Origin of the sequence: Bacillus sp. FJAT-29937 (genome assembly GCF_001509555.1) — a bacterium.
Taxonomy (GTDB): domain Bacteria; phylum Bacillota; class Bacilli; order Bacillales; family Cytobacillaceae; genus Cytobacillus.
Window position 1 is genome coordinate 184,457 of the sequence record NZ_LMAS01000004.1, and the last position, 20,924, is coordinate 205,380.

Annotated in this window: 21 protein-coding genes; 10 read left to right on the forward strand and 11 right to left on the reverse strand. The window is 38.1% G+C overall.

Annotated features, from left to right (window positions below; all coding sequences use genetic code 11):
- Positions 1-11 precede the first annotated feature (11 nt).
- Positions 12-1,232 carry a metallophosphoesterase family protein gene (locus AR328_RS11060; RefSeq protein WP_066295070.1) on the reverse strand — a complete coding sequence of 407 codons (1,221 nt, stop codon included), beginning with the start codon at positions 1,230-1,232 and terminating at the stop codon, positions 12-14.
- 299 nt (positions 1,233-1,531) lie between these two features.
- On the opposite strand from AR328_RS11060, the gene AR328_RS11065 reads away from it, so the two are divergent.
- The gene (locus AR328_RS11065; protein ID WP_066295071.1) at positions 1,532-2,887 is read left to right on the forward strand and encodes an arsenic transporter; all 1,356 of its coding nucleotides are present in this window, start codon (positions 1,532-1,534) and stop codon (positions 2,885-2,887) included.
- A 37-nt stretch (positions 2,888-2,924) separates the two neighbouring features.
- Here the strand turns inward: AR328_RS11065 and AR328_RS11070 are convergent, their stop codons facing one another.
- Together AR328_RS11070 and AR328_RS11075 are read right to left on the reverse strand one after the other, a co-directional pair.
- Positions 2,925-4,178, reverse strand: a complete 1,254-nt coding sequence (locus AR328_RS11070; RefSeq protein WP_066295072.1) for an ABC transporter permease — start codon at positions 4,176-4,178, stop codon at positions 2,925-2,927.
- Positions 4,171-5,070 (reverse strand): ABC transporter ATP-binding protein, encoded by a 900-nt coding sequence (locus AR328_RS11075; RefSeq protein WP_066295073.1) that lies wholly within the window; start codon positions 5,068-5,070, stop codon positions 4,171-4,173. The genes AR328_RS11070 and AR328_RS11075 overlap by 8 nt, the downstream gene beginning before the upstream one ends.
- A 165-nt stretch (positions 5,071-5,235) precedes the next feature.
- Here AR328_RS11075 and AR328_RS11080 point away from each other — a divergent pair, with 165 nt between their 5' ends.
- Positions 5,236-5,421: a YhzD family protein gene (locus tag AR328_RS11080; protein WP_066295074.1), complete on the forward strand. Its 186-nt coding sequence runs from the start codon at positions 5,236-5,238 to the stop codon at positions 5,419-5,421.
- Between the two features lie 61 nt (positions 5,422-5,482).
- Here the strand turns inward: AR328_RS11080 and AR328_RS11085 are convergent, their stop codons facing one another.
- The 4 genes from AR328_RS11085 to AR328_RS11100 all read right to left on the reverse strand — a co-directional run bounded on the left by AR328_RS11085 (position 5,483) and on the right by AR328_RS11100 (position 10,736).
- Positions 5,483-6,274, reverse strand: a complete 792-nt coding sequence (locus AR328_RS11085) for an enoyl-CoA hydratase (RefSeq protein ID WP_066295075.1) — start codon at positions 6,272-6,274, stop codon at positions 5,483-5,485.
- A 150-nt stretch (positions 6,275-6,424) separates the two neighbouring features.
- A complete protein-coding gene (locus tag AR328_RS11090; protein WP_197414455.1) occupies positions 6,425-8,044 on the reverse strand; it encodes a long-chain fatty acid--CoA ligase in 1,620 nt (539 codons plus the stop codon).
- 150 nt (positions 8,045-8,194) lie between these two features.
- Positions 8,195-9,706 carry a coproporphyrinogen III oxidase gene (locus AR328_RS11095; protein ID WP_066295077.1) on the reverse strand — a complete coding sequence of 504 codons (1,512 nt, stop codon included), beginning with the start codon at positions 9,704-9,706 and terminating at the stop codon, positions 8,195-8,197.
- 163 nt (positions 9,707-9,869) lie between these two features.
- The gene (locus AR328_RS11100; protein ID WP_066295078.1) at positions 9,870-10,736 is read right to left on the reverse strand and encodes a Cof-type HAD-IIB family hydrolase; all 867 of its coding nucleotides are present in this window, start codon (positions 10,734-10,736) and stop codon (positions 9,870-9,872) included.
- Positions 10,737-10,926: 190 nt separating this feature from the next.
- On the opposite strand from AR328_RS11100, the gene AR328_RS11105 reads away from it, so the two are divergent.
- Positions 10,927-11,127, forward strand: coding sequence for an alpha/beta-type small acid-soluble spore protein (locus tag AR328_RS11105; protein ID WP_066295079.1), 201 nt, complete (start codon positions 10,927-10,929; stop codon positions 11,125-11,127).
- 75 nt (positions 11,128-11,202) lie between these two features.
- Here AR328_RS11105 and AR328_RS11110 read toward each other — a convergent pair whose 3' ends face one another.
- On the reverse strand, positions 11,203-11,553 hold the full coding sequence (locus AR328_RS11110) for a YlbF family regulator (RefSeq protein ID WP_066295080.1): 351 nt from the start codon (positions 11,551-11,553) through the stop codon (positions 11,203-11,205).
- A gap of 94 nt (positions 11,554-11,647) precedes the next feature.
- Positions 11,648-12,784 carry a DUF445 domain-containing protein gene (locus AR328_RS11115; protein WP_066295081.1) on the reverse strand — a complete coding sequence of 379 codons (1,137 nt, stop codon included), beginning with the start codon at positions 12,782-12,784 and terminating at the stop codon, positions 11,648-11,650.
- Positions 12,785-12,909: 125 nt separating this feature from the next.
- On the opposite strand from AR328_RS11115, the gene AR328_RS11120 reads away from it, so the two are divergent.
- The 6 genes from AR328_RS11120 (at position 12,910) to AR328_RS11145 (ending at position 18,518) form a co-directional block, all read left to right on the forward strand.
- On the forward strand, positions 12,910-14,274 hold the full coding sequence (locus AR328_RS11120) for a YheC/YheD family endospore coat-associated protein (RefSeq protein WP_066295082.1): 1,365 nt from the start codon (positions 12,910-12,912) through the stop codon (positions 14,272-14,274).
- Between the two features lie 67 nt (positions 14,275-14,341).
- Positions 14,342-15,445: a YheC/YheD family endospore coat-associated protein gene (locus tag AR328_RS11125; RefSeq protein WP_066295083.1), complete on the forward strand. Its 1,104-nt coding sequence runs from the start codon at positions 14,342-14,344 to the stop codon at positions 15,443-15,445.
- A complete protein-coding gene (locus AR328_RS11130; RefSeq protein ID WP_066295084.1) occupies positions 15,411-16,778 on the forward strand; it encodes a YheC/YheD family endospore coat-associated protein in 1,368 nt (455 codons plus the stop codon). The genes AR328_RS11125 and AR328_RS11130 overlap by 35 nt, the downstream gene beginning before the upstream one ends.
- A complete protein-coding gene (locus tag AR328_RS11135; RefSeq protein WP_082677195.1) occupies positions 16,775-17,944 on the forward strand; it encodes a YheC/YheD family endospore coat-associated protein in 1,170 nt (389 codons plus the stop codon). Before AR328_RS11130 ends, AR328_RS11135 begins: the two co-directional genes overlap by 4 nt.
- Before the next feature lie 112 nt (positions 17,945-18,056).
- Entirely contained in the window at positions 18,057-18,269 is a 213-nt protein-coding gene (locus AR328_RS11140) for a YheE family protein (protein WP_066295085.1), read from the forward strand.
- A gap of 63 nt (positions 18,270-18,332) precedes the next feature.
- Positions 18,333-18,518 (forward strand): hypothetical protein, encoded by a 186-nt coding sequence (locus AR328_RS11145; protein ID WP_066295086.1) that lies wholly within the window; start codon positions 18,333-18,335, stop codon positions 18,516-18,518.
- Between the two features lie 70 nt (positions 18,519-18,588).
- On the opposite strand, the gene AR328_RS11150 is transcribed toward AR328_RS11145, so the two are convergent.
- Positions 18,589-18,831: a hypothetical protein gene (locus tag AR328_RS11150; RefSeq protein ID WP_066295087.1), complete on the reverse strand. Its 243-nt coding sequence runs from the start codon at positions 18,829-18,831 to the stop codon at positions 18,589-18,591.
- Positions 18,832-19,114: 283 nt separating this feature from the next.
- Here AR328_RS11150 and AR328_RS11155 point away from each other — a divergent pair, with 283 nt between their 5' ends.
- Positions 19,115-19,327 carry an alpha/beta-type small acid-soluble spore protein gene (locus tag AR328_RS11155; RefSeq protein WP_066295088.1) on the forward strand — a complete coding sequence of 71 codons (213 nt, stop codon included), beginning with the start codon at positions 19,115-19,117 and terminating at the stop codon, positions 19,325-19,327.
- A gap of 78 nt (positions 19,328-19,405) precedes the next feature.
- Here AR328_RS11155 and fumC read toward each other — a convergent pair whose 3' ends face one another.
- A complete protein-coding gene (gene fumC / locus AR328_RS11160) occupies positions 19,406-20,788 on the reverse strand; it encodes a class II fumarate hydratase (protein WP_066295089.1) in 1,383 nt (460 codons plus the stop codon).
- Positions 20,789-20,924 lie beyond the last annotated feature (136 nt).

Genomic DNA, 20,924 nt, shown 5'->3' on the forward strand with positions numbered 1-20,924 from the left:
CTAATCACCTCCTATTGCTTATACAGCATATTTACCAATAGCTTCTCAGCTTCTTTTGCAATCTCACTTTTCTCCTCATCTGTTATCTCTTGTAGAAGCCTTCTTGCATCTGGGTGATTAAATAAAGTAGAGATACTGCTATTTATGAAGTCATATTGGTCTGCTGTCATAAAAAGCTCCGCGTAAAATTCCGATTCCTTTGCCAAATGCTCACGATCCCATTCGGTTTTTTCATTGATTGTTAAGCTGGAAATCCAAACAAACGCTTCTTCTTCCCATTCCTCTTCCTGCAAAGCATCTAATAAGTCCCCATTCGTTATACTCTTCCTATCTTGTTCTGGCAGATTAACATGATCTAGGTTCAACGATACAATGACTCCTTTATTTTCCAACCTAATTTCCTGCATCATATCTTTGCAAATATCATATATGTGTTGAAATGATGAGGCTTTGGAGACATCTGCACTCATTTCCTTCCAACGGACTGCTGAGGTTTCGATAAATTGCAGCTCTGCAGCATTCTCTGTCAATTGAACTAAGTAACAGCCCTTACTCCCTGTCTCCTTTCGATTCCTTCCTTGGATATTTCCTGAGTAAATAACTGGAGGATTGGTATGCAAGGTTTGGCGTTTATGTATATGGCCAAGAGCCCAATAATCAAAGTCCTTATCAAGTAAATCCTTGATCGAAAAAGGGGCATATTTATCGTGTTCATTATTCCCTTCTAAATGACCATGAAGGATCCCAATATGAAAGTCCGCTCCAAGTTTCTTTTTATAGTGATTAATCATCTTATCGTACACATGCCTTCTAGGATAACTAAACCCATAAAGATGGACAGACACATTTTCATTCTTAACAAATCTTACTCCCTCTATCTCATGAGAGAATATGTGGACATTTTTCGGCATTTCCAGATGTGTCCAATTCCCTTCCATATGGTCATGATTTCCGTGAACAACATACACGGAAATATTTTTTTCCTCCAGCCGCTCCATTTCTTTACGAAATCTAATCTGGGCACGAATACTGCGATTTTCTCCATCAAATAAATCACCTGCAATAATGACAAAATCCACTTGATGGATTAGGGCATTGTCTACAATTGTCTTTAATGCCTCAAAGGTGCTGTCTTGCAGTCTGCTAAAAATTTCTTTAGGCAAGTTCATTAACCCGACCATTGGGCTATCTAAATGCAAATCTGCAGCATGAATAAAGGTCACTTTTTTCATGTGAAAACCTCTCGATCTTTTTCCCCTAATTTTACCCTATTCTAAATGCGAATGCACGTTCTTACAGACAAAACATTTAAGATAAGATCATAAACTATTCTTTTATCGATTTCTACGCTATTAACTAGATTTTCATGCTTAGACTCCTACCCTTTGTAGGCATCTTGCTTATATGGACAAAGATACTTTTTGACTAAAATGGATGTTTGTCCATTTCCTGCTTCATTAGGATGAATATAAATATTGTACATAGGACACGCAGGATAGATGTCCTTATCTAGTATAAGGAGAGAAATAACATGACTTTCGAAATTGGCATGACTATATTTGTCTTTATTGTCACAATGTCAGTCATTTTTTGGAGACCAAAAGGGTTAAATGAGGCGTGGCCAGCTTCTATTGGAGCTCTGATTATATTAATAACCGGGATTGTATCGAAAGAAAACATTATCGATATTATAGATAAAATTGGCGGGGCCTCACTTACGATTATTGCTACCATTGTCATGGCTGTCATACTGGAAAGTTTCGGTTTTTTTCACTGGGCTGCAGCCAGGCTTGCCAATTTATCAAGAGGTTCAGGCTACAGGCTATATTGGTATATTCAATTACTCTGTTTCTTAATGACACTATTATTTAATAATGATGGCAGCATTCTGATTACCACTCCGCTTCTAATTATCCTTCTAAGAAATCTTCGGCTGAAACCACATCAAATGATCCCCTATCTATTGAGTGGGGCTTTAATCGCTACTGCATCAAGTGCACCAATCGGAGTAAGTAATATAGTCAATTTAATCGCTTTAAAAATAATCGACATGTCGCTCTATATGCATACGGCCATGATGTTTGTTCCAGCGACATTAGGATTATTATTTATGGCAACTATTATGTTTCTAGTCTTAAAGAAAAAGTTGCCAAAGAAATTGCCGGCCGCCAAGGATGAAATAGATGAGGTTTTTTTCACAAAGCATTTTCACCCGCTAAAAAAATCACTGTCTGTTGAAACGAAGAAAAAGAGAACAAAACTTATGTTAAAAGTATTATTATTTGTTTTCGTTATGCGCTGCTTGCTCTTCGTGGCATCCTATTTAGCCATTCCAATTGAATTAGTCGCTGTACTAGGATCACTTTGCTTGCTTATTTGGAGATGGTATCATTTAGGAACAAACCCTGTAGATATCCTCAAGAAAACACCATGGCATATCCTCATTTTTGCTTTTTCCATGTATGTGATCATTTATGGGCTTCATAATGTGGGGCTTACAGAGTTGCTCGTGCAGACTTTCGAGCCGATTGTAAATAGGGGACTGTTTCAAGCAAGCTTTATAATGGGCGGTCTAGTGTCCATCCTTTCTAACATATTTAATAACCATCCTGCATTAATGATCGGAACGATAACCTTGACTGAAATGGGACTAGATCCGATTACATTAAAGACGATTTATTTAGCTAATATCATCGGCAGCGATATAGGATCGTTATTACTGCCTATCGGGACGCTTGCTTCACTCATTTGGATGCATATATTGAGGAAATACAAGATCAAAATCAAATGGAAGGATTATTTAAGTGTATCCATCCTTGTTATACCAATCTCCACAATCGTTACATTATTTCTACTCTATTACTGGGTGCAAATGGTGTTTGCGTAAAAGAAGGCTCTGCAATTGTGCAGAGCCTTTTGATCATTTATTCATTTTTCGTCAGCTGCAAGGCTTTTTTAATATCTTTAAAGGAGTTTGATTTGCCATACATAAGAACTCCACCTTTATATACCTTTGCACCAAATATCGCCAATATGACAATCGTGAGGATCAATATCGCAATGCCGAGTAACGGCTCCCATACTGGCAATGTGAGCATACCTACACGCATAAACATAAGCATCGGCGTGAAAAATGGAATATAAGAAGCAATTGTTATAAAAGGCGTATCTGGCTGGCCTAATCCAAACATGGCAATAAAAAAGCCTGCCATCACAAGCATCGTCATCGGCATAATCATTTGTTGAACATCTTCAATTCGGCTGACAAGCGATCCAAGAAATGCTGCTAATGTTGCATATAAGAAGTATCCTAGTAAAAGGAATACGAGGGCGTAAATAATCGTCGAAATCGGAATATCATTAAACCCGAAGAATTCGAAAAAACCACCTTGCATGCTTTCCAAGTTACTCTTTACAAAATAATATCCGACTAATAATATTACGCCCATTTGAGTTAAGCTTAACAAAGCAATGCCTAATATTTTTGCAAACATTTGCTTAACAGGTGCTACACTGGAAATCAAAATTTCCATAACGCGGGATGATTTCTCAGTTGCAACCTCCATCGCAATCATATTGGCATACATTAGCACAGCAAAATAGATGATGAACAATAGAACATACACAAGTCCTCGGGCTTGATTTAATTCTTCCTCTGTTTTGGCATTTTCCTCAAGTGCCACTTTACTGAAAGAAACAGGCTCATACAACTTGCTTAGCTGCTCCTGTGATAAATTAATTTTCGAAGCAGCCAGCTGCGTTTTCAATTGTTGTATAGATTGCTGCAACTCATCAGAAAGTGAAGAATCTGCAATGCTTCTCGCTTTAAAAACTGCTGCAGGAAGTTGATCCTGATTAAAGGATAGAATTAAAATACCATCATACCTATCCGCCTTTACTGTAACTTCCGCCGCTGCTTCAGAGCCATTAAATGACTCTAGCTGAATATCGCTTTTATTGATTACAAATTGTTCATTTAATGGGTGGAACAACTCTCCCGTTTCGTCAATGACTGCGATTTTTTTTCCTGAATCTTCTTTGTCAAAAAAGTCCATAATTTTCGACATATTTGTTAAACCAGCAACAATCAAGCAAGTTATCAATGTGGTTATAATAAATGACTTTGTTTTAAGCTTAGACAAATATGTATGAGAAAGAATAATCCAAAAATTACTCATAAGAAGCACCTACCTTCTCAATAAAAATATCATTCAAGGAAGGCTCTTCAAGGACAAATTTACGAATAAATCCTTTTCCAACAATCTCCTTCAAGACTCCTTCTGCAATATCTTCTCCTTCAATTTGCAGATGGATGCCTTCTGTCGTTTCCCGTGCTCTTGAAACTCCGGGATAGATTTTTAAAAACTCCAGGCTGAAGTCAGCATGAATAACTAAATTCTTTTTCCCGAATGAACGTTTGATTTCTTTTAGGGCTCCTTTAACAACAGGCTTCCCTCTATGCATGATGCATAAATGCTCACACATTTCTTCCACATGTTCCATGCGATGGGAAGAGAACACAATCGTTGTGCCTTTATTCTTTAAATCAAGAACAGCTTCCTTAAGCTGTTCCACATTCACAGGATCTAATCCGCTAAATGGTTCATCGAGAATTAATAATTTTGGTTTATGTATGACAGCTGTAATGAATTGGATTTTCTGCTGGTTCCCCTTAGAAAGCTCCTCGACTTTTTTATCCGCATATTCAGGCACTTTAAACCGATTCAGCCAGTAGTCAAGCTCCTTCAATATTTCTTGTTTATGCATTCCTCTTAATCTCGCTAAATAAACAATTTGATCCTTCACCTTTAGCTTTGGGTATAATCCTCTTTCCTCAGGCAGGTACCCGATAAGGGGACTTGTTGAATAGTCAATCGGTTTTCCGTCCCATGTGATTTTCCCTTCGCTTGCATCAATTAAGCCAAGAATCATTCGAAAGGTCGTCGTCTTTCCCGCTCCGTTCGCTCCTAGAAATCCAAACATTTCTTTTTCTGGAATTGTGATTGAAAGGTCATCCACAGCTGTAAACTTTCCAAAGCGCTTTGTTACATGCTCTAACTTTAATCCCATTTCATACTCCTCCTATCCTCTTACTTATACGAATAAAATGGAAAAAAGGTTCAAATAGTTATAAAATATTTCAATATTCATCTCGATAACAAAGACTTTGCAGAAATCCGAGAATTATGGAAAAATAGTAGTAATCTCAATTTTTTGAATTAAGGAGGATTTTTAATGAAAACATATAAATTAACCGTTTTCGAAAAAAGTGGAGAAAAGCTTTTAGACGAGGCCTTTCAAGCAGGAGATGATGTAGAGGCAAAAGGGAAGGGCGAGCAAATGTTAAAGGAAAAAGGCTTCGATGAAAAAACATATCGCTGCACTTCTCCTTCTGGTAAACTCATTCTATTTCATTCTTAATTAGGCTTATATGGCGAATGCAAAAAAGAGCTGTAGCTACCCTTTTTTGCATTCCTTCATATTATTTACCGATAAATACAGGTTTTCTTTTTTCGATAAATGCTTGAATTCCCTCTTGGTGGTCTTGCGTTTGTGTCATTTTGTACTGACCTGCCTTTTCAAGCTCAAGGACTTTATTTAGTTCTGGCAGGTTTTTCTCCATATAGATTTTTTTCGTTTCAAGCATGGCTTTAATTGGGCTTCTCAGCCAAGTACATATTTTTTTGTCTACTATACTGCTAAGCTCTTCTTCTGCTACTTCATGAATAATTCCCAGCTTATAAGCTTCATCAGCAGCTAATGGCTTTCCTTCCCAAATAAGGTGTTTCGCTTTATCTTCTCCAAGACGCTTTTCTAAGAAATAATGGGCAGCACCATCAGGAATTAAAGCAATTCCAATAAAATTCATCGCAATCTTGCTTGATTTCTCAGCTATCAAAAAATCAGTCGCTAAGGCAAGGCTAAGACCAAGGCCAGCTGCCGCTCCCGAAATGGCACTAATCGTTAATTTCGGCATGCAATAAAGCTCTTTTACGACTGTACTGATGCTATCCATCACTAGAGGAAAGGCACTTTTGTCAGTTGACGATAACATTGTTTTAATGTCTCCCCCTGAACAGAAAGCCCGTCCTTTTCCTGTCAAAACAACAATATCAATCTCATCAACACTAGCAGCCTTCTTTAATACAGAAGCTAGATCTTTAAGCATTTCTACGCTTAATGCATTAAGGGAATCCGGCCTGTTCAGCTCAATCGTTGCCACACGCCCATGAATGGCCAAATTTACTGTTTCAGTTCCAAAGTCAATGGTCAATCTAACCCCTCCTCTTTCTTTAATTCTAATTATATTGGCTTTCTCCTCTTTTAAAAACATAAATGAACGATTATTCATAATATTTTTGATACTAATTTGAACAGCCAAAATGAGAAACGACCGTAAAATATTTACGGCCGCAATCTTTACTTATTTTGTCTCGGTCAAATCCTTTTGTACCTGATCTCTTAACGCCATCTTCAGAAACTTGCCAACGGAAGTTTTCGGAATTTCATTTAAGAATAATATCTCATCTGGAAGCCACCATTTGGCAAATTGAGGCTTTAGGAATTCCAATAATTCTTGTTTGTCTATTTTATCTTGGTAAGCTTCTTTTAGGACTACACAAGCAACCGGCCGCTCCTGCCATTCTTCATGCGGTACAGCCACTACCGCTGCCTCAAAAACAGCCTCATGGGCCATTAAGGCGTTTTCAATATCGACAGAGGAAATCCATTCTCCGCCGCTCTTAATCAAATCCTTCGTTCGGTCAACAATTTTCATAAAGCCTTCCTCATCGATGGTGACCACATCCCCTGTATAGAGCCAGCCATCACGAAACGCCTCTGACGTTCGTTCATCCTTATAATATTCAGATGCAATCCAAGGTCCCCGAATAGCAAGCTCGCCCATTTCCTTCCCATCCCAGGCTGCCTCTCCATCCTTCCCGACAATTTTCATTTCTAGTCCTGGAACAAGAACACCCTGCTTGGCTTTCAAGTCTAGACGCTCCTCATAGGAAAGCTCCTCCTGGTAGCTTTTCAATGTAGAAATGACGACTAATGGACTCGTTTCCGTCATCCCATATGCATGCATGAAAGGAATATTATGCTTCTGTTCAAAGGCTTTAATCATCCCTTTCGGTGCTGCGGAACCGCCGCATAGAACTGAACGCAGTGAACTCATGTCATACTTGTTTTCTTCAAGCTCCTTTAATAGTCCCAGCCAAATCGTTGGAACACCAGCTGTTATGGTTACCTTTTCCTTTTGAATGAGTTCAGCTAATAGCTTAGGAGTAAAATAGGGTCCCGGCATAACTAGGTTTGTACCAAACCAAACAGCCGCAAACGGCAACCCCCATGCATTAACATGGAACATCGGAACGACCGGCATCGCGATATCCTTTTCACTAACCCCCGCGCTGTCTGCCATCCCTAATGCCATACTGTGAAGGACAATTCCGCGATGAGAATAAATGACACCCTTTGGATTCCCTGTCGTGGCAGACGTATAGCACATGCCTGCTGGAGCATTTTCATCAAGGTCATCTGGGTATTCATAGTCACCCGTTGCCTCTTCAAGTAACTTCTCGTAATGATAAACAGGGGATAAAGTTGTTTCAGGGAGTTCTTCATCATCTGTCATAATGATAAATGCTTTCACATTCGGCAACTTGTCCTTCACCGCTTCAATTAACGGAAGGATATCTGAATCAATTAATAAAACCTTATCTTCTGCATGATTAATAATAAAAACAATATGCTGCGGAGAAAGGCGAATATTTATCGTATGGAGTACGGCCCCGCTGCATGGAATCGCAAAATACGCTTCCAAATGGCGGTGGTGATTCCATGCTAGTGTCCCTATCTTATCTCCTCTTTCCACTCCTAGCTTTTGGAGACTTTCAGCAAGCCTTCTTGTCCGGTCAGCTATCTCCTTATATGTAAACCGCTGAATTCCGCTCGCTGTTCTTGATACAACCTGTTTCTTTGGAAAAAATCTTTCCGCTCTCTTGATCATTTGCGTCATTGTTAAAGGTGTTTGCATCATCATAACAAATTCCTCCCTTATTTAAGCGCTTACAACTATTCAAAGAAGTGTATGATCTTTTGTACCTAAAACATTCTATTTAATTTAGAAAAACCCTTCTTATTTTCAAAACTTTCAAAATTATCATCACAAAGAAAAACCCCTGCTATTTTAGGCAAGGGATTCTTGTGTATCAAATAATTCACTTAATAATCTCAACTTCTCATCCGTGTATTTTTCAAAGCTTTCATTGTATGTTTTTGGGTCCTTTGGATTGGCAAATTGTGTGATCTTCCCTGTGGTCGGATGGACAAATTTACTAGCAGCGCCACATCCAAGACCAATGATCGTCTGCTGCTCTTCCATGATCATAATATTATAAATACTGTCCTGACCAGGCAGTGAATAGCCAACATTTTCAAGATTGCCAAGGATATTCTTTTGTCTATATAAATAATATGGGGTATAGTTATGCTCTTTCGTCCATTTCTCAGCCATGTCCATCATCTTCTCAATTTCATTTCGATCGGCGACTTTGTATTTTTCCTTATTTTTTGTCATTTCGGAGGCACGTTTGAAAGAAAGAGTATGGACAGTTAATGATTCAGGCATAAGCTTTTCTGTTTCACTTAATGTGTGTGTAAATTCCGGCACCCCTTCACCTGGGAGACCGATAATTAAATCCATATTGATATTATTCATCCCCATATTTCGTGCTAAATGAAACTTATCAATCGTTTCTTCAACCGTATGATGTCTGCCAATCGCTTTTAATGTTTCCTGAATATATGACTGCGGATTAATGCTAATCCGATCTATTTTCCACTTTTTCAACACTTCTAGCTTTTCAGGTGTGATTGTGTCCGGTCTTCCCGCTTCAACGGTAATCTCACGTATCTTTTCCACATCAGGGAAAGAGTTGTACATTTCTTCATAAAGCATATCCATTTCTTCAGCAGTAATACTTGTCGGAGTGCCCCCGCCATAGTAAACTGTCGTGATTTTCACTTTGTTTTCTTTAAGCCATTCCCCAACCTTCCTCATTTCATAATGAAGGCCTCCTAAGAAGGAATCAACAGATCCTTGCCGGCCATTTATCGCATATGCCGGGAATGTACAATAGGCACACTTAGTTGGGCAGAATGGAATTCCTATATAAATGCTGACTTCATTTTGAAGATCATAAAGGTCAGGAACAACAGCCAATTGCCTGTCTACAATTTGCTGCATTAGCTGAATCTTTTCATCTGATATTAAGTAATCCTCTTTTAATTGCTGATGTGCGACAGGCGTAGGCGTTTTCAATTGCATATGGCGGTGCAGAAGCTTTGTTGGACGGATACCAGTAAGGATTCCCCACTTTTGAGTAATGCCAGTCCACTCTTGAAGAACCTTTAAATATACATGGGATACGGCAGTTTTAATTTGCTTAAAATGCTCTTTCTCCGACTCTGTTTCTATTAATAAAGCTTCATAGGATGCTGTCTTCTCTATCCTTTTCCGATCTGTTAGCGAAGCTTTAACACGAATAGATTCTCCTACTTCAAGATTAATAACGATCTTTAAATCCTCATCATGATGAGATTTCATGGACACTTGGCATTCCTCAAAAAATAAATTTGCGATTAGTTGCAGCGGACGCAAAAACCGCACATCTTGTAACCCTGTAACTAAAATTTGCAATGCTATCACCTTTTTATCAATATAGTGAAAATACCATCAAAATAGATTTGATGGCAGTTGGAATTGTATTATTATGAACTTATATAAGTGTACAGAAATGACTTTATTAGGTCAAGATGTGAAAAAGAGCTGATCCGATTAGATCAACTCCCTTTAAACAAAACTATTTCAATAAGTTCATTTTCTTCAGAAATTCAATTGGATGCTGCTTTCTGAAATGCTCCTTCACCATATAGGTGACGCCGTGCTGATTATTCGGACGTGTGACCCAATCTGCTGCTTTTTTAACTTCTACAGGGGCATTTCCCATGGCAACACCGAGTCCGGCAGCTTCAATCATGCCAAGATCATCGATCCCGTCCCCAATTACAACCATTTCACTGCGGGCAATATCCAAGTGGTCCCCTAAATACAACAAGCCATTAAGCTTGGAAACTCCAGCCGGCATAATATCGATGCGAAGCTTATTCAGCTGAAGGATATCAATTTCTGAAAACATGCCTTTTATGGCAGCTGCGGCATCCTTGCAATCTGTTTCATCCTCAAAATAAACTTCAATTTTTGGAGGATTGACAGGGTCATCAAGAATGGTGTCACTTAAGGAATCAACAAATTGCTGTGAATAAAAAATCGGATCACCTGATGAAAAGACAGTCTTAGCAAGCATATTATGATTTAGCTTTGATTTGTTGGCCAACGAATATTTTTCATGAACCAATCGGATCTGACAGGAAAATCCTTCAAGCAGCCTTACAATTTCATACGTTACATCCTCTGCAATCCGCCTGACAAAAATGGGCTTATCCCTTGAGCTTGCAATATAAGCTCCACTATGTGCGACAATGGATGTGTCTAATTTTAATGCTTTAGCCACTTTTTTTGCAGATGGAAAGCTTCTTGCCGTAACTAGTGTTACATAGATCCCTTTTTGCTGCACATAATCGATCGCTTCTTTTGTAGATTTATGAAGTCTTCCATTTGATTGAAGAAGAGTACCATCAATATTTAACGCTAACAGCTTGTAAATCATCAAATTGCCCCCTATCGCGAGAGTAAAATTGTCCTATTACACTTTTATGAAAAGAGAAAAAGGAATAGAACAATCCCTATGAAAACTTCATACCCCTGAAAAAATTACCAATAATAAAAATGTATAAAGAGTAATTATTCAATAAAAAATAGGATTGTAACATTTAATTACACCAAAGGAGATGATTTACATGGCAAGAAGCAACAATTCAAATCAGCTAGTAGTACCAGGAGTTTCTCAGGCAATTGAGCAAATGAAGTACGAAATTGCAACAGAATTCGGTGTGAACCTTGGCCCAGAAACATCTTCAAGAGCAAATGGTTCAGTTGGTGGAGAAATTACGAAGCGCCTTGTGCAAATGGCTGAGCAGCAGCTTGGCGGCAGGTTTTAAAGGTACAACCAAATAATTATATATATGAAAACCGCTCCTATAATAAGGAGCGGTTTTCATTATCAATTATGGAAATTAGCCTAGTGGACCATATAATTCTTCAAGTGGTTTCATAATGATTTTATTTAACTCAGCAATAAGCATGCTCATTCTCTGTTCTGCTTCCATTAGCTTGGATATTTTAGGATTTTGCTGCACAAGGGCAACAGATTGTTGCGCCTGCTGAACTTCTGCTTCAGAAATATCCTGTCCCATCATTTGTTTTTGCTGGAGCTGCATTTGAATATGGCGAAAGTTATCAAACATCGCCTTTGCTGACGGATCAGCATTGACCTCAGCATAAGCTTGCTTCAACATAATATATTCATTGCTTTGCCTTACTGCTTGCTCAAGTTCACCTGCAATATTAAATAAATTAACTGCCATCTTTTAAAACCCCTTTCATTTTGGGCACTCACTTCACTATAACAAAATATGCCATTCAATGCGAGGCGTGTATCTGAAAATTGGTGAACTTATTCTAGAGCACAATGGCGATAATCCCTTGGAACAGCCCAATAATTCCACCAAGCAATGCCCCTAAAAAAGTAATCATTTTTAATTCGCTATTAATTATGGAAAGAACCATTTCTTCCAGTCTCTCGACAGAGAATGCTTCTACTTGTTCCCGAATAATTTCCTGCAGTCGCAGCCTTTCCATTAACATATCAATGCGTCCGGTTAGCCATCCTCCAAACAACTCAACACTTTTTGGCACCATATTATCAATGATTTCTGCATGGTAAGCTTCACTCAATTTAGAAATCGGCGCATGAAATATTGTTTCTAATTTTATGATATTACTAACGCTTTTCTTCACAAAAGAAAGAATATCTTCTTTATTAAATTGTTTTTCAATCTTTGCCGCTTCCCATTCAAGAACTTTATCCCATTCATTTTTTAATAGTTCAGTAATAATATCAGCTGTGCCCTCATTTTTTAAAAACTTGATAATTTCCGGCTGTATTTTATCCGCAATATTGATGTTCCCCATAAACATTTGCATCATGCTTCCAAGAACACCGCTTCGCTCCTTTAAAAAATCATCGGCCATTTTTTGAATCCGCATATTTCCTTCAAAGCTTGAAAAATAATCGATCCCTTTTTGGAGAATAAACTTGCTGATTTCAGGGATTTTTTCATTAACCTTTTCAATCATCTTTTCTGGAATAATCAATTTTAATTGCCGATCGCGATAGGTATCAAGCATACTTTCAAACTTTTGCTCAATCAACTCATTCAAACGCTTTTCTGTTTTCTCATGGATATTTTGTATCCCTAAGCTATCTAATAGTTGTGCCGGGCTTTTCTCACTTGTTAAGAAATTTCCCAGTTCCTTTTGAACAACTCCCGTCATTTCCTTTTGGAAATTATCATTCAAAAATTTCCTTTGAATACTTTCAGGAGTTAAAAGATGGTTAACGACCATCTTCCCCATTTGTTCTGCAAGCTCGTCTCGGCGCTTTGGTATTAAACCGGGAGTAAATGGCACTCTCCACTTTCCAATATATAAAGTTTTATAAGGCCTAAAAAGCATTTTTATTGCAAGATAATTCGTAAACCCGCCAATTATGGCCCCAATCGATATCATTAATAATATTGTCAATAAGATTTGCATAAAACATCTACCTTCCATCTGGACTTGCGCACAATTTTAACCTTTTTTACATACGATACTTTATCAGCTTTTGCCTATTTTTTCATTATTAATGCATATAAAATTTGCAAAAATGAGGAATGATCATGACGTTATCATTATTACCTATTACGATTGTTCCGACCAAAACGTTTCAAAAAAAGGTTCACTCTATAAAAGTTAGCCATTCCCTCATTCATTATTGGAGAATGGACGAAGCTAAACCATTCGATATCGCTGTGGGAAACAAGCGCATTTCCGTCAATATTGAGAGTGGACCCATTACAAAAGATGAAATCATCATGAGTGAAGAACTATTCCGAGAGTTCATTCTGCCAGTACAGGAAATGCAATTTATGGCACAGTATTCTAATAAAGAAAATACCCTTACCTTTGGTCCGGTAATTGGCTTATTGACTGAAATTAGTTTTCCGGAAGACTCGGAACCTCATTTTCGCTCCATCCATAGTTTTTGCAAGGAAATGCACGAAGTAATATCGGAAATAGGCGGCTTTTTCTATGTGTTTTCATTACCTGATTTTTCGCATGGGATGATGAAGGGTTATTTTCTGCTAGATGATTGCTGGCATAAATCTCCTGTCCCTCTCCCTAATGTCATTTATAATCGTATACATTCACGCAGGCTTGAAGCAAGCGAATCTTTCCAAAAATTTAAGATGGCGATTTTTTCTCACAATATTCCTATATTTAATGATCACTTTCTTTCAAAAAATACGGTCAATGACTTATTAATCTCTGCAGAGTATTTGCATCCCTTTCTTCCCGAAACATTACTAGCATCAGAGCAAGCTTTGGAAGAATTAAAGAATAAATACGATTCTATATTTATAAAGCCTATCAATGGAAGCCAAGGCAGAAATATTATTAAGGTTACAAAAATAAATCATTCGCTTCAAGCAGAATTATCCACTTCAAAGGGGCGGGACCACACATATTTGTTTAATGCATACAGCGAGCTTTACAAATGGATTCAGCCATTTCTTGAGAAGAACACCTATATTGTGCAGCAAGGTATCCCTTTAATAAAATATAAAAATAATCAGCTAGATTTTCGAATCCTTTGTCATCGAAATTCACAAAACTCCTGGAAGGCTACCTCCGCAGTAGCAAGAATATCAGCTGAGCAGCAATTTGTTTCGAATATTGCAAGAGGCGGAGAAATCAAGAAGCCTATTCACGTATTAACAAAATTATCGGATCGAAAAACAGCCATCCAGCAGCTTGCCCTTATGAAGGAACTTGCAGTAGAGGCCTCATCTATTATAAGCAATCATTCCGAAGGCTTGATGGGGGAGCTTGGAATAGATATCGGGGTGGATGAAAGCGGAAAGCTTTGGATCATTGAGGTAAATGCCAAACCTTCCAAGAACCTCGGAGAAAATGAAAATAAAATCCGGCCCTCTACAAAGGCTTTACTGGAATACTGCACTTACTTAACATTTTCCATATAACAATCAATACCATGATTATTCATATAAATCTAAAACGACTATGTCTTACTTCAAGGAGGTATTGTTCATGCTGTCATTTGGGTTAATGACATTGCAAACATCTAATGAAAAACATTATTTTAACGAAATCGCCAAAAGAGCACACCAGCTGGAAATGGTCTGTTATCGATTTGTCCCCTCTAATATTAATCCCATTTCAGAAAATGTGAACGGGGACTTTTTTAATCCTGAAACAAATGAATGGGAGGCTTGTGAATTTCCACTTCCTAAAATCCTTTATGACCGTTGTTTCTACAATGAAGATCCTCATTCCAAACGATGCAAAGCAATTGTAAAATGGCTAAAAACGAAAAAGGATCTATTATTTTTAGGATACGGCCTCCCAAATAAATTGGAATTATATCATGCGCTTGAAAATTCTATCCTATCACCTTATTTGTTGAAATCGAGTGAAGTAACTTCGGGCCAAAATGTCATTCAACACCTTTTTCCGAATAAGCCGGTCATGATGAAACCAGTTAATGGCTCTCAAGGCAGAGGAATTTACTATTTAGAAAAGAAAAATAATGAAATCACCGTTCAAACAGACAAACAAAATAAAACGATTACACGCCTATTCCCTTATGAAGAGAAGGCCATATCTTGGATTGATTACCTTATTAAAGAAAGAAAATATTTAATTCAGGAATTCAAAGAGCTTACAAACGAAAGGAATCAGCCCTTTGATATTAGAGTTTTGCTGCAAAAGAATGAATATGGAGAGTGGAAAGAAATAGCCAAAGGGGTAAGAACTGGGAAAGAAAACGGGATCGTTTCGAATATTAGTGCGGGAGGAACGATTTCTGCTTATAAGGATTGGCTGGCAGCATATCCTTCTTCAAAAAGAGATTACCTTACTAATGAAATAAATGAAGTTTTGAGATCCTTGCCGCAAATATTAGAACAGCATTTTCCTCCGCTTTTTGAAATAGGCGTGGATATTGGAATAAGTAAAGATCATGCCATCTGGATATTGGATATCAACTCTAAGCCTGGACGAAAGGTTGCTTTAACGACGAATCCATCTTTAGAAGATTCATTATATACCTCCCCCCTTCTATACGGAAAAAGATTAGATGTTGAAAGGAGACAAATTAATGAGAAAACAATACCAAGTAGAAATTCTTCATGACATCTCCCAACAAGTCTATATTCCAAATGAAGCCATTCCAAATACCAGCCTATCAAAAATTGCGTTTGGGTCAAAATCCATTGAAACGAAAATAGACATTCAGCCAAATAATAGGGAACTGATCAGCCTTAGCAAGGATATCGCTGAGCAGCTAAAGCTTCCGGATTTAAAGGTTCCTCTTCATATTTTCAATGACGATGAAACTCTTTTTATAGGACCACTCGTTGGCATTTTCACATCAGGCTTCACCCCTTTTCAGATGCGGCCAATCGGTGAACGGAGCCTGTTCTTTGCCAAACTGCTTTCGGTAAAAAAGGCTGTTGGCGCCATGCCCTTTGTATTTGGGGAGCAGCATATTGATTGGGAACAAGGATTGATCAACGGATTATTTTATCACGATAACGGATGGAAGACATTTGAGGTTCCCTTTCCTAATGTGATATATGACCGGCTGCCTAACCGAAAGAGCGAAAGAAAAGCGGAGCAGAAAAATATAAAGGAAAGGCTGCAATCAGAATATTTGATTCCATGGTATAATCCTGGTTTTTTTAATAAATTAGATATTTTTGACCGGCTAATTCAAGATGACGCAATTGCAAAATTCTTGCCGGAAACCCATCCCTTTGTTTCCTTTTCTGAAATTGAAAGAATGTTGAGCGAATACGGGCATGTATATATGAAGCCGATAAATGGAAGTCTCGGCTTAGGAATCCATCAAATCTTATATGATAAAGCGAATGGATATTATTTTTGCAGATTCCGAAGCCGTGAGGGTGAAAATAAGCTGCTGAAATATAACAGCTTGGAAGGGCTAATGAATCATGTTTTTTCTGGAAAAAAATTAAATCGAATGCTTATTCAGCAAGGAATTCATCTATTGCGAAAAGATCAGCGGCCAATCGACTTTAGGGTACACACAAATAAAAATAATTATGGAGACTGGGTTGTTACGGCCATTGCAGCTAAAGTGGCAGGAGCTGGAAGTGTGACAACTCATGTAAAGAGCGGCGGCGTCATCCAAACGATGGCTGAGGTTTTTCCATCTTTGGAGGAACAAAGGCTTGCAGAAACAAAACTAGCAGATGCTGCGTTATTATTAAGCAAAGCGCTGGAAGAAAATATGGAAGGGATTATTGGTGAAATTGGATTTGACCTCGGGCTTGATCGGCAAGGAAATGTATGGCTATTCGAAGCTAATTCCAAACCAGGCAGATCCATTTTTAAACATCCAGAGCTGAAGGAATTTGATTTTTTAACGAGAAAGCTTTCCTTATCCTTTGCTGTATTTTTGGCTGAAAGGGCGATTTTGAGTCCTGAGGAAGTTTTTAGATGAGCATTTTTTATGACTTTGAACTTAAAAATTGGTTTACTCTTAATAAACAATCGAAAACATTAGGCTTCAATAAGCACCCCGTTCAAATGGTGAGCTCCGCGCCCGCACGGAGCCTCTTCTTTCCTATTTCACCTAAAGAGGAGGTTCCCTTAATTGGAATTTTAACAGGCAGAAAAAAGGATAATAAAGTGACTGGGAATGGCAGATTATTTAAAGAACTTCAGAAAGAAATCATGAAAAACGGCGGGCTATCCATCGTTTTCACTCCTCAAAATATTAACGATAATTCAATAAGCGGATATATGTATCTTCCCACTAAAGATAAATGGTACACTGTTCAATGCCCGATCCCGCATGTGATTTATAATCGGGTACCTTTTCGCAGAATTGAAAAATCTGATTCATTTTATGAAGCTTATCAATTTTTCAAAAGCAAAAACATTCCCTTTTTTAATACATGTTTCCTTGATAAACATGAATTATATCAAGTATTATCCAAGGATTCTTATTTCCAAAAGCTAATCCCGGAAACAATAAAAATCTGTGAAAAATCTCCATTTCAGACTTTTTTTCAAAAGCATCGTCAATTATATATAAAGCCATCATTAGGTTCAAAAGGAAAGGGCATTTACCTTGCTTCATTAAATAAAGATTCCACCATTCAATTGCAGGGGCAAGAGGAATTACTTCTATATGAAGATTTCCATACCTTTTGGTTGAAGTGGAATTCGGTTTTTTTGAAGAAGTCGTATATTGCCCAAAAAGCAATCAATCCGTTGTTATATAATGGAAAGCGGTTTGACTTTCGGATTCTTGTCCATTATGTCAATAATCAATTTAACGTAACAGGCATCGGCATCCGGCAATCAAAGGAACAAAACATTACCACCCATGTTCCTAATGGCGGAATTATTCTTCCCTATAAACAATTACAATCGGAAAAGCATGATCAGTTTATTACTGAATTGGCCAATCGAGCTGGAAAGTTATTATCAAAGCAAATTGGTTTCTTTGGCGAATTTTCAATAGATGCAGGAATCACAGCAGACGGGAAGTATGTCATATACGAAATCAATTCCAAGCCGATGCGCTTTGATGAGCAGGAAATAGAAAAGAAAAGATTTCAAACGTTGGCCAGTCTATTTCTTGAGTTAGCTGGATTATAATTCCGCAGTCCACATAAAGAGGGTCCGAAGGTGGACTGTTTTTTTATGGCTGATTTATTTTATTGGGTTGTTTGGCAAAAAGGAGTAAGATATAGAAAAGGGGGTCAGGGATATGTTAACGCATTTTCAATACAAGCCTTTATACGAAAACAAACAATTACCTGGATGGAAATTTTCCTTTTACTTTAACAAACAGAAATTTAATGGGATTTATCATCAAAATGGTAAAATCGAATGGACCTCAAACACGCCAAATGGAGAAGATGAGATTAAATTGATGGAACAAATTCATGAATTGATGCTTTTTCATGTTTATGATCAGTGATTTGTATATTTTCATAGCTTCTTTGGAATGATAAACCTTATTATATCCAAAGGAGGGCACTGCATGCCTGATAATAAAAATGTAAAAGATGATTCTCATTATGAGGGAAGAGACAAAGTTTATTTAGACATTGACCGAATGATTAATGAAGGTATGTCGGGCGGATCGGTACATATGAGAGAAGAAACAACGAATATTGAGGAAGCTAGAGATCTTTTTGAAGAAGATCCGCCATACACAGCTGAATAACTAGCATTTCAAAAAATGGCTAAAAAAAATAGCACTGACTCAAAATGAGGGTGCTATTTTTTGATGGAATTTATTCTATAATAAAGGAGATCTCCTGATTTCCGCATGATAAACATTTCAATAAATGTGGGCACTCTTTGTTGGTGTAGTCAGCTGGATAGCCATTTTCCAATTTCATGAGATCAATAGGCATGTATGCACTATAATCATCGTAATAATCCATAATCCTTCCTTGATCGTAAACTCGATTTCCGCAAGATGAGCACTTTTTCTTAATTTCCTCAAATCCATTGCAGATTGGACAAATCGCCATTTCTATGCCCCCGCTCCATTCTTAATGATGTCATTCGATTTCCATAACCTTATCGTTCGTAAATACTTTAATAGTTATGACAAAACCATTAGGAAACAATTCCCACTACAAAAAAAGAATAAGCGTTCAGAAAAACTCCATAATATAGAGTACACAGACACACAAACAACTTTCCACTAACCGATGGGTTAAACCAGTTAGAGGTAACAAGTAGATCTTGTGTCGGTGCAACTCCGGCTAACCCAACCATACTAACAAAATTTTATGAGGAGATGAACCAATTATGAACAACAACACAAGAAGCAATTCCTCAAACCAATTACTAGTACCAGGAGTAGCACAAGCACTTGACCAAATGAAGTTTGAAATTGCAAACGAATTTGGCGTAAACTTAGGTCCTGAAACAACATCTCGTGCCAACGGTTCTGTTGGAGGAGAAATTACAAAGCGCCTAGTTCAAATGGCTGAACAACAACTTGGCGGACACCATCAATAATAATTTGTTAAACACAATTTAATATGACATGGCTTGAGCCCCCTTTTAGAAGGGGGCTTTTCCATTCCTTTCAGAAAGCTATACCATCTTTGCAGGATCCACCCACAAATCAAATTGTTCACTTGTAACATAGCCGGTCTTTAGTGCCGCTTCTTTTAATGTACTATTTTCTTTAAATGCAAGCTTTGCAATCTCAGCAGCCTTTTCATAGCCGATATGAGGATTAAGAGCGGTGACAAGCATTAAAGATCGATTTACATGATCCGAAATAATCTCTTTATTTACTTCTAAACCAACAAAGCATTTTTCATTAAATGAATCCATCCCATCCGCTAAAAGGCGGACACTTTGGATAAGGTTGAAAATAATAACTGGCTTAAAGACATTTAATTCAAAATTCCCTTGGCTTGCGGCAAAACCGATTGTTGCATCATTACCGAATACTTGACAGGCGATCATTGTGAGTGCCTCGCTTTGTGTCGGGTTAACCTTTCCTGGCATTATAGAGCTTCCTGGTTCATTAGCGGGGATTGAAAGCTCCCCAATCCCGCTTCTCGGTCCACTGGCAAGCCATCTGACATCATTGGCTATTTTCATAAGATCAGCAGCCAACGCCTTTAAAGCCCCATGCACATATACAAGCTCATCATGGCTTGTCAAGGCATGAAATTTATTGTCTGATGAACGGAAAGCATGGCCCGTTCGTTTCGAAATTTCTTTGGCAACCCCTACCCCAAAGGATTTATCTGCATTAATGCCTGTGCCTACTGCTGTTCCCCCAATGGCGAGATCTAGTAAATAATCCATTGCTTCCGTGATCATCCGCTCACATTTATCAAGCATAGCGCGCCAACCGCTTATTTCCTGCCCTAATGTCAATGGGGTCGCATCTTGCAAATGAGTCCTTCCAATTTTCACAATCGCTTGAAACTCGTCTTCCTTTTGGCGGACGGTTTTCTTCAATGCTTGAAGGGAGGGAATCAGCTTTTCGGCTATTTCGATATATGCTGCTACATGCATTGCTGTCGGGAACGTATCGTTTGAGCTCTGAGACATATTCACATCGTCATTAGGATGCACCTTTGTATCGGTGTCTCCATTTGACTGCAGGAGTTCATTCGCTCTTCTTGCCACAACTTCGTTTACGTTCATATTGGATTGTGTACCACTTCCTGTCTGCCAGACAACTAGTGGAAAATGTTCATCAAATTTCCCTTCAAGAATTTCCTCGGTTGCCTGAACAATGGCCTCCTTTTTTGCTTCTGTTAATTTTCCAAGCCTATTGTTTACAATAGCAGCCGCATTTTTTATTTTGGCAAAGGCATAAATAACCTCCACCGGCATTTTTTCAATGCCAATCCGAAAGTTTTCCCGGCTTCTTTGTGTTTGTGCGCCCCAATATTTATCTGCTGGAACCTTTATCTCTCCGAGCGTATCTCTTTCAATCCGAAAATTATCCATGAAACCACTCCTTACTTGTTGTTAAATACAATTCCTTCCTTATATTCTATTCCCTATTTTTGGACTTTTATGGGTATATAGAAAAGTTTAAGCGCCTTGCCCACCCCCGACAAGCACAAGACGAGCCTCCCGGAAA

What these genes read in the sequence shown, in the direction of transcription:
- AR328_RS11075 (WP_066295073.1), bottom strand. Translation starts at nt 5,070, where the DNA reads ATGGGATTAAAGTTAGAGCATGTAACAAAGCGCTTTGGAAAGTTTACA.
- AR328_RS11125 (WP_066295083.1), top strand. Translation starts at nt 14,342, where the DNA reads ATGCTGTCATTTGGGTTAATGACATTGCAAACATCTAATGAAAAACAT.
- AR328_RS11070 (WP_066295072.1), bottom strand. Translation starts at nt 4,178, where the DNA reads ATGAGTAATTTTTGGATTATTCTTTCTCATACATATTTGTCTAAGCTT.
- AR328_RS11130 (WP_066295084.1), top strand. Translation starts at nt 15,411, where the DNA reads ATGAGAAAACAATACCAAGTAGAAATTCTTCATGACATCTCCCAACAA.
- AR328_RS11135 (WP_082677195.1), top strand. Translation starts at nt 16,775, where the DNA reads ATGAGCATTTTTTATGACTTTGAACTTAAAAATTGGTTTACTCTTAAT.
- AR328_RS11105 (WP_066295079.1), top strand. Translation starts at nt 10,927, where the DNA reads ATGGCAAGAAGCAACAATTCAAATCAGCTAGTAGTACCAGGAGTTTCT.
- AR328_RS11145 (WP_066295086.1), top strand. Translation starts at nt 18,333, where the DNA reads ATGCCTGATAATAAAAATGTAAAAGATGATTCTCATTATGAGGGAAGA.
- AR328_RS11110 (WP_066295080.1), bottom strand. Translation starts at nt 11,553, where the DNA reads ATGGCAGTTAATTTATTTAATATTGCAGGTGAACTTGAGCAAGCAGTA.
- AR328_RS11115 (WP_066295081.1), bottom strand. Translation starts at nt 12,784, where the DNA reads ATGCAAATCTTATTGACAATATTATTAATGATATCGATTGGGGCCATA.
- AR328_RS11100 (WP_066295078.1), bottom strand. Translation starts at nt 10,736, where the DNA reads ATGATTTACAAGCTGTTAGCGTTAAATATTGATGGTACTCTTCTTCAA.
- AR328_RS11150 (WP_066295087.1), bottom strand. Translation starts at nt 18,831, where the DNA reads ATGGCGATTTGTCCAATCTGCAATGGATTTGAGGAAATTAAGAAAAAG.
- AR328_RS11140 (WP_066295085.1), top strand. Translation starts at nt 18,057, where the DNA reads ATGTTAACGCATTTTCAATACAAGCCTTTATACGAAAACAAACAATTA.
- AR328_RS11065 (WP_066295071.1), top strand. Translation starts at nt 1,532, where the DNA reads ATGACTTTCGAAATTGGCATGACTATATTTGTCTTTATTGTCACAATG.
- AR328_RS11080 (WP_066295074.1), top strand. Translation starts at nt 5,236, where the DNA reads ATGAAAACATATAAATTAACCGTTTTCGAAAAAAGTGGAGAAAAGCTT.
- fumC (WP_066295089.1), bottom strand. Translation starts at nt 20,788, where the DNA reads ATGGATAATTTTCGGATTGAAAGAGATACGCTCGGAGAGATAAAGGTT.
- AR328_RS11155 (WP_066295088.1), top strand. Translation starts at nt 19,115, where the DNA reads ATGAACAACAACACAAGAAGCAATTCCTCAAACCAATTACTAGTACCA.
- AR328_RS11120 (WP_066295082.1), top strand. Translation starts at nt 12,910, where the DNA reads ATGACGTTATCATTATTACCTATTACGATTGTTCCGACCAAAACGTTT.
- AR328_RS11090 (WP_197414455.1), bottom strand. Translation starts at nt 8,044, where the DNA reads ATGATGCAAACACCTTTAACAATGACGCAAATGATCAAGAGAGCGGAA.
- AR328_RS11060 (WP_066295070.1), bottom strand. Translation starts at nt 1,232, where the DNA reads ATGAAAAAAGTGACCTTTATTCATGCTGCAGATTTGCATTTAGATAGC.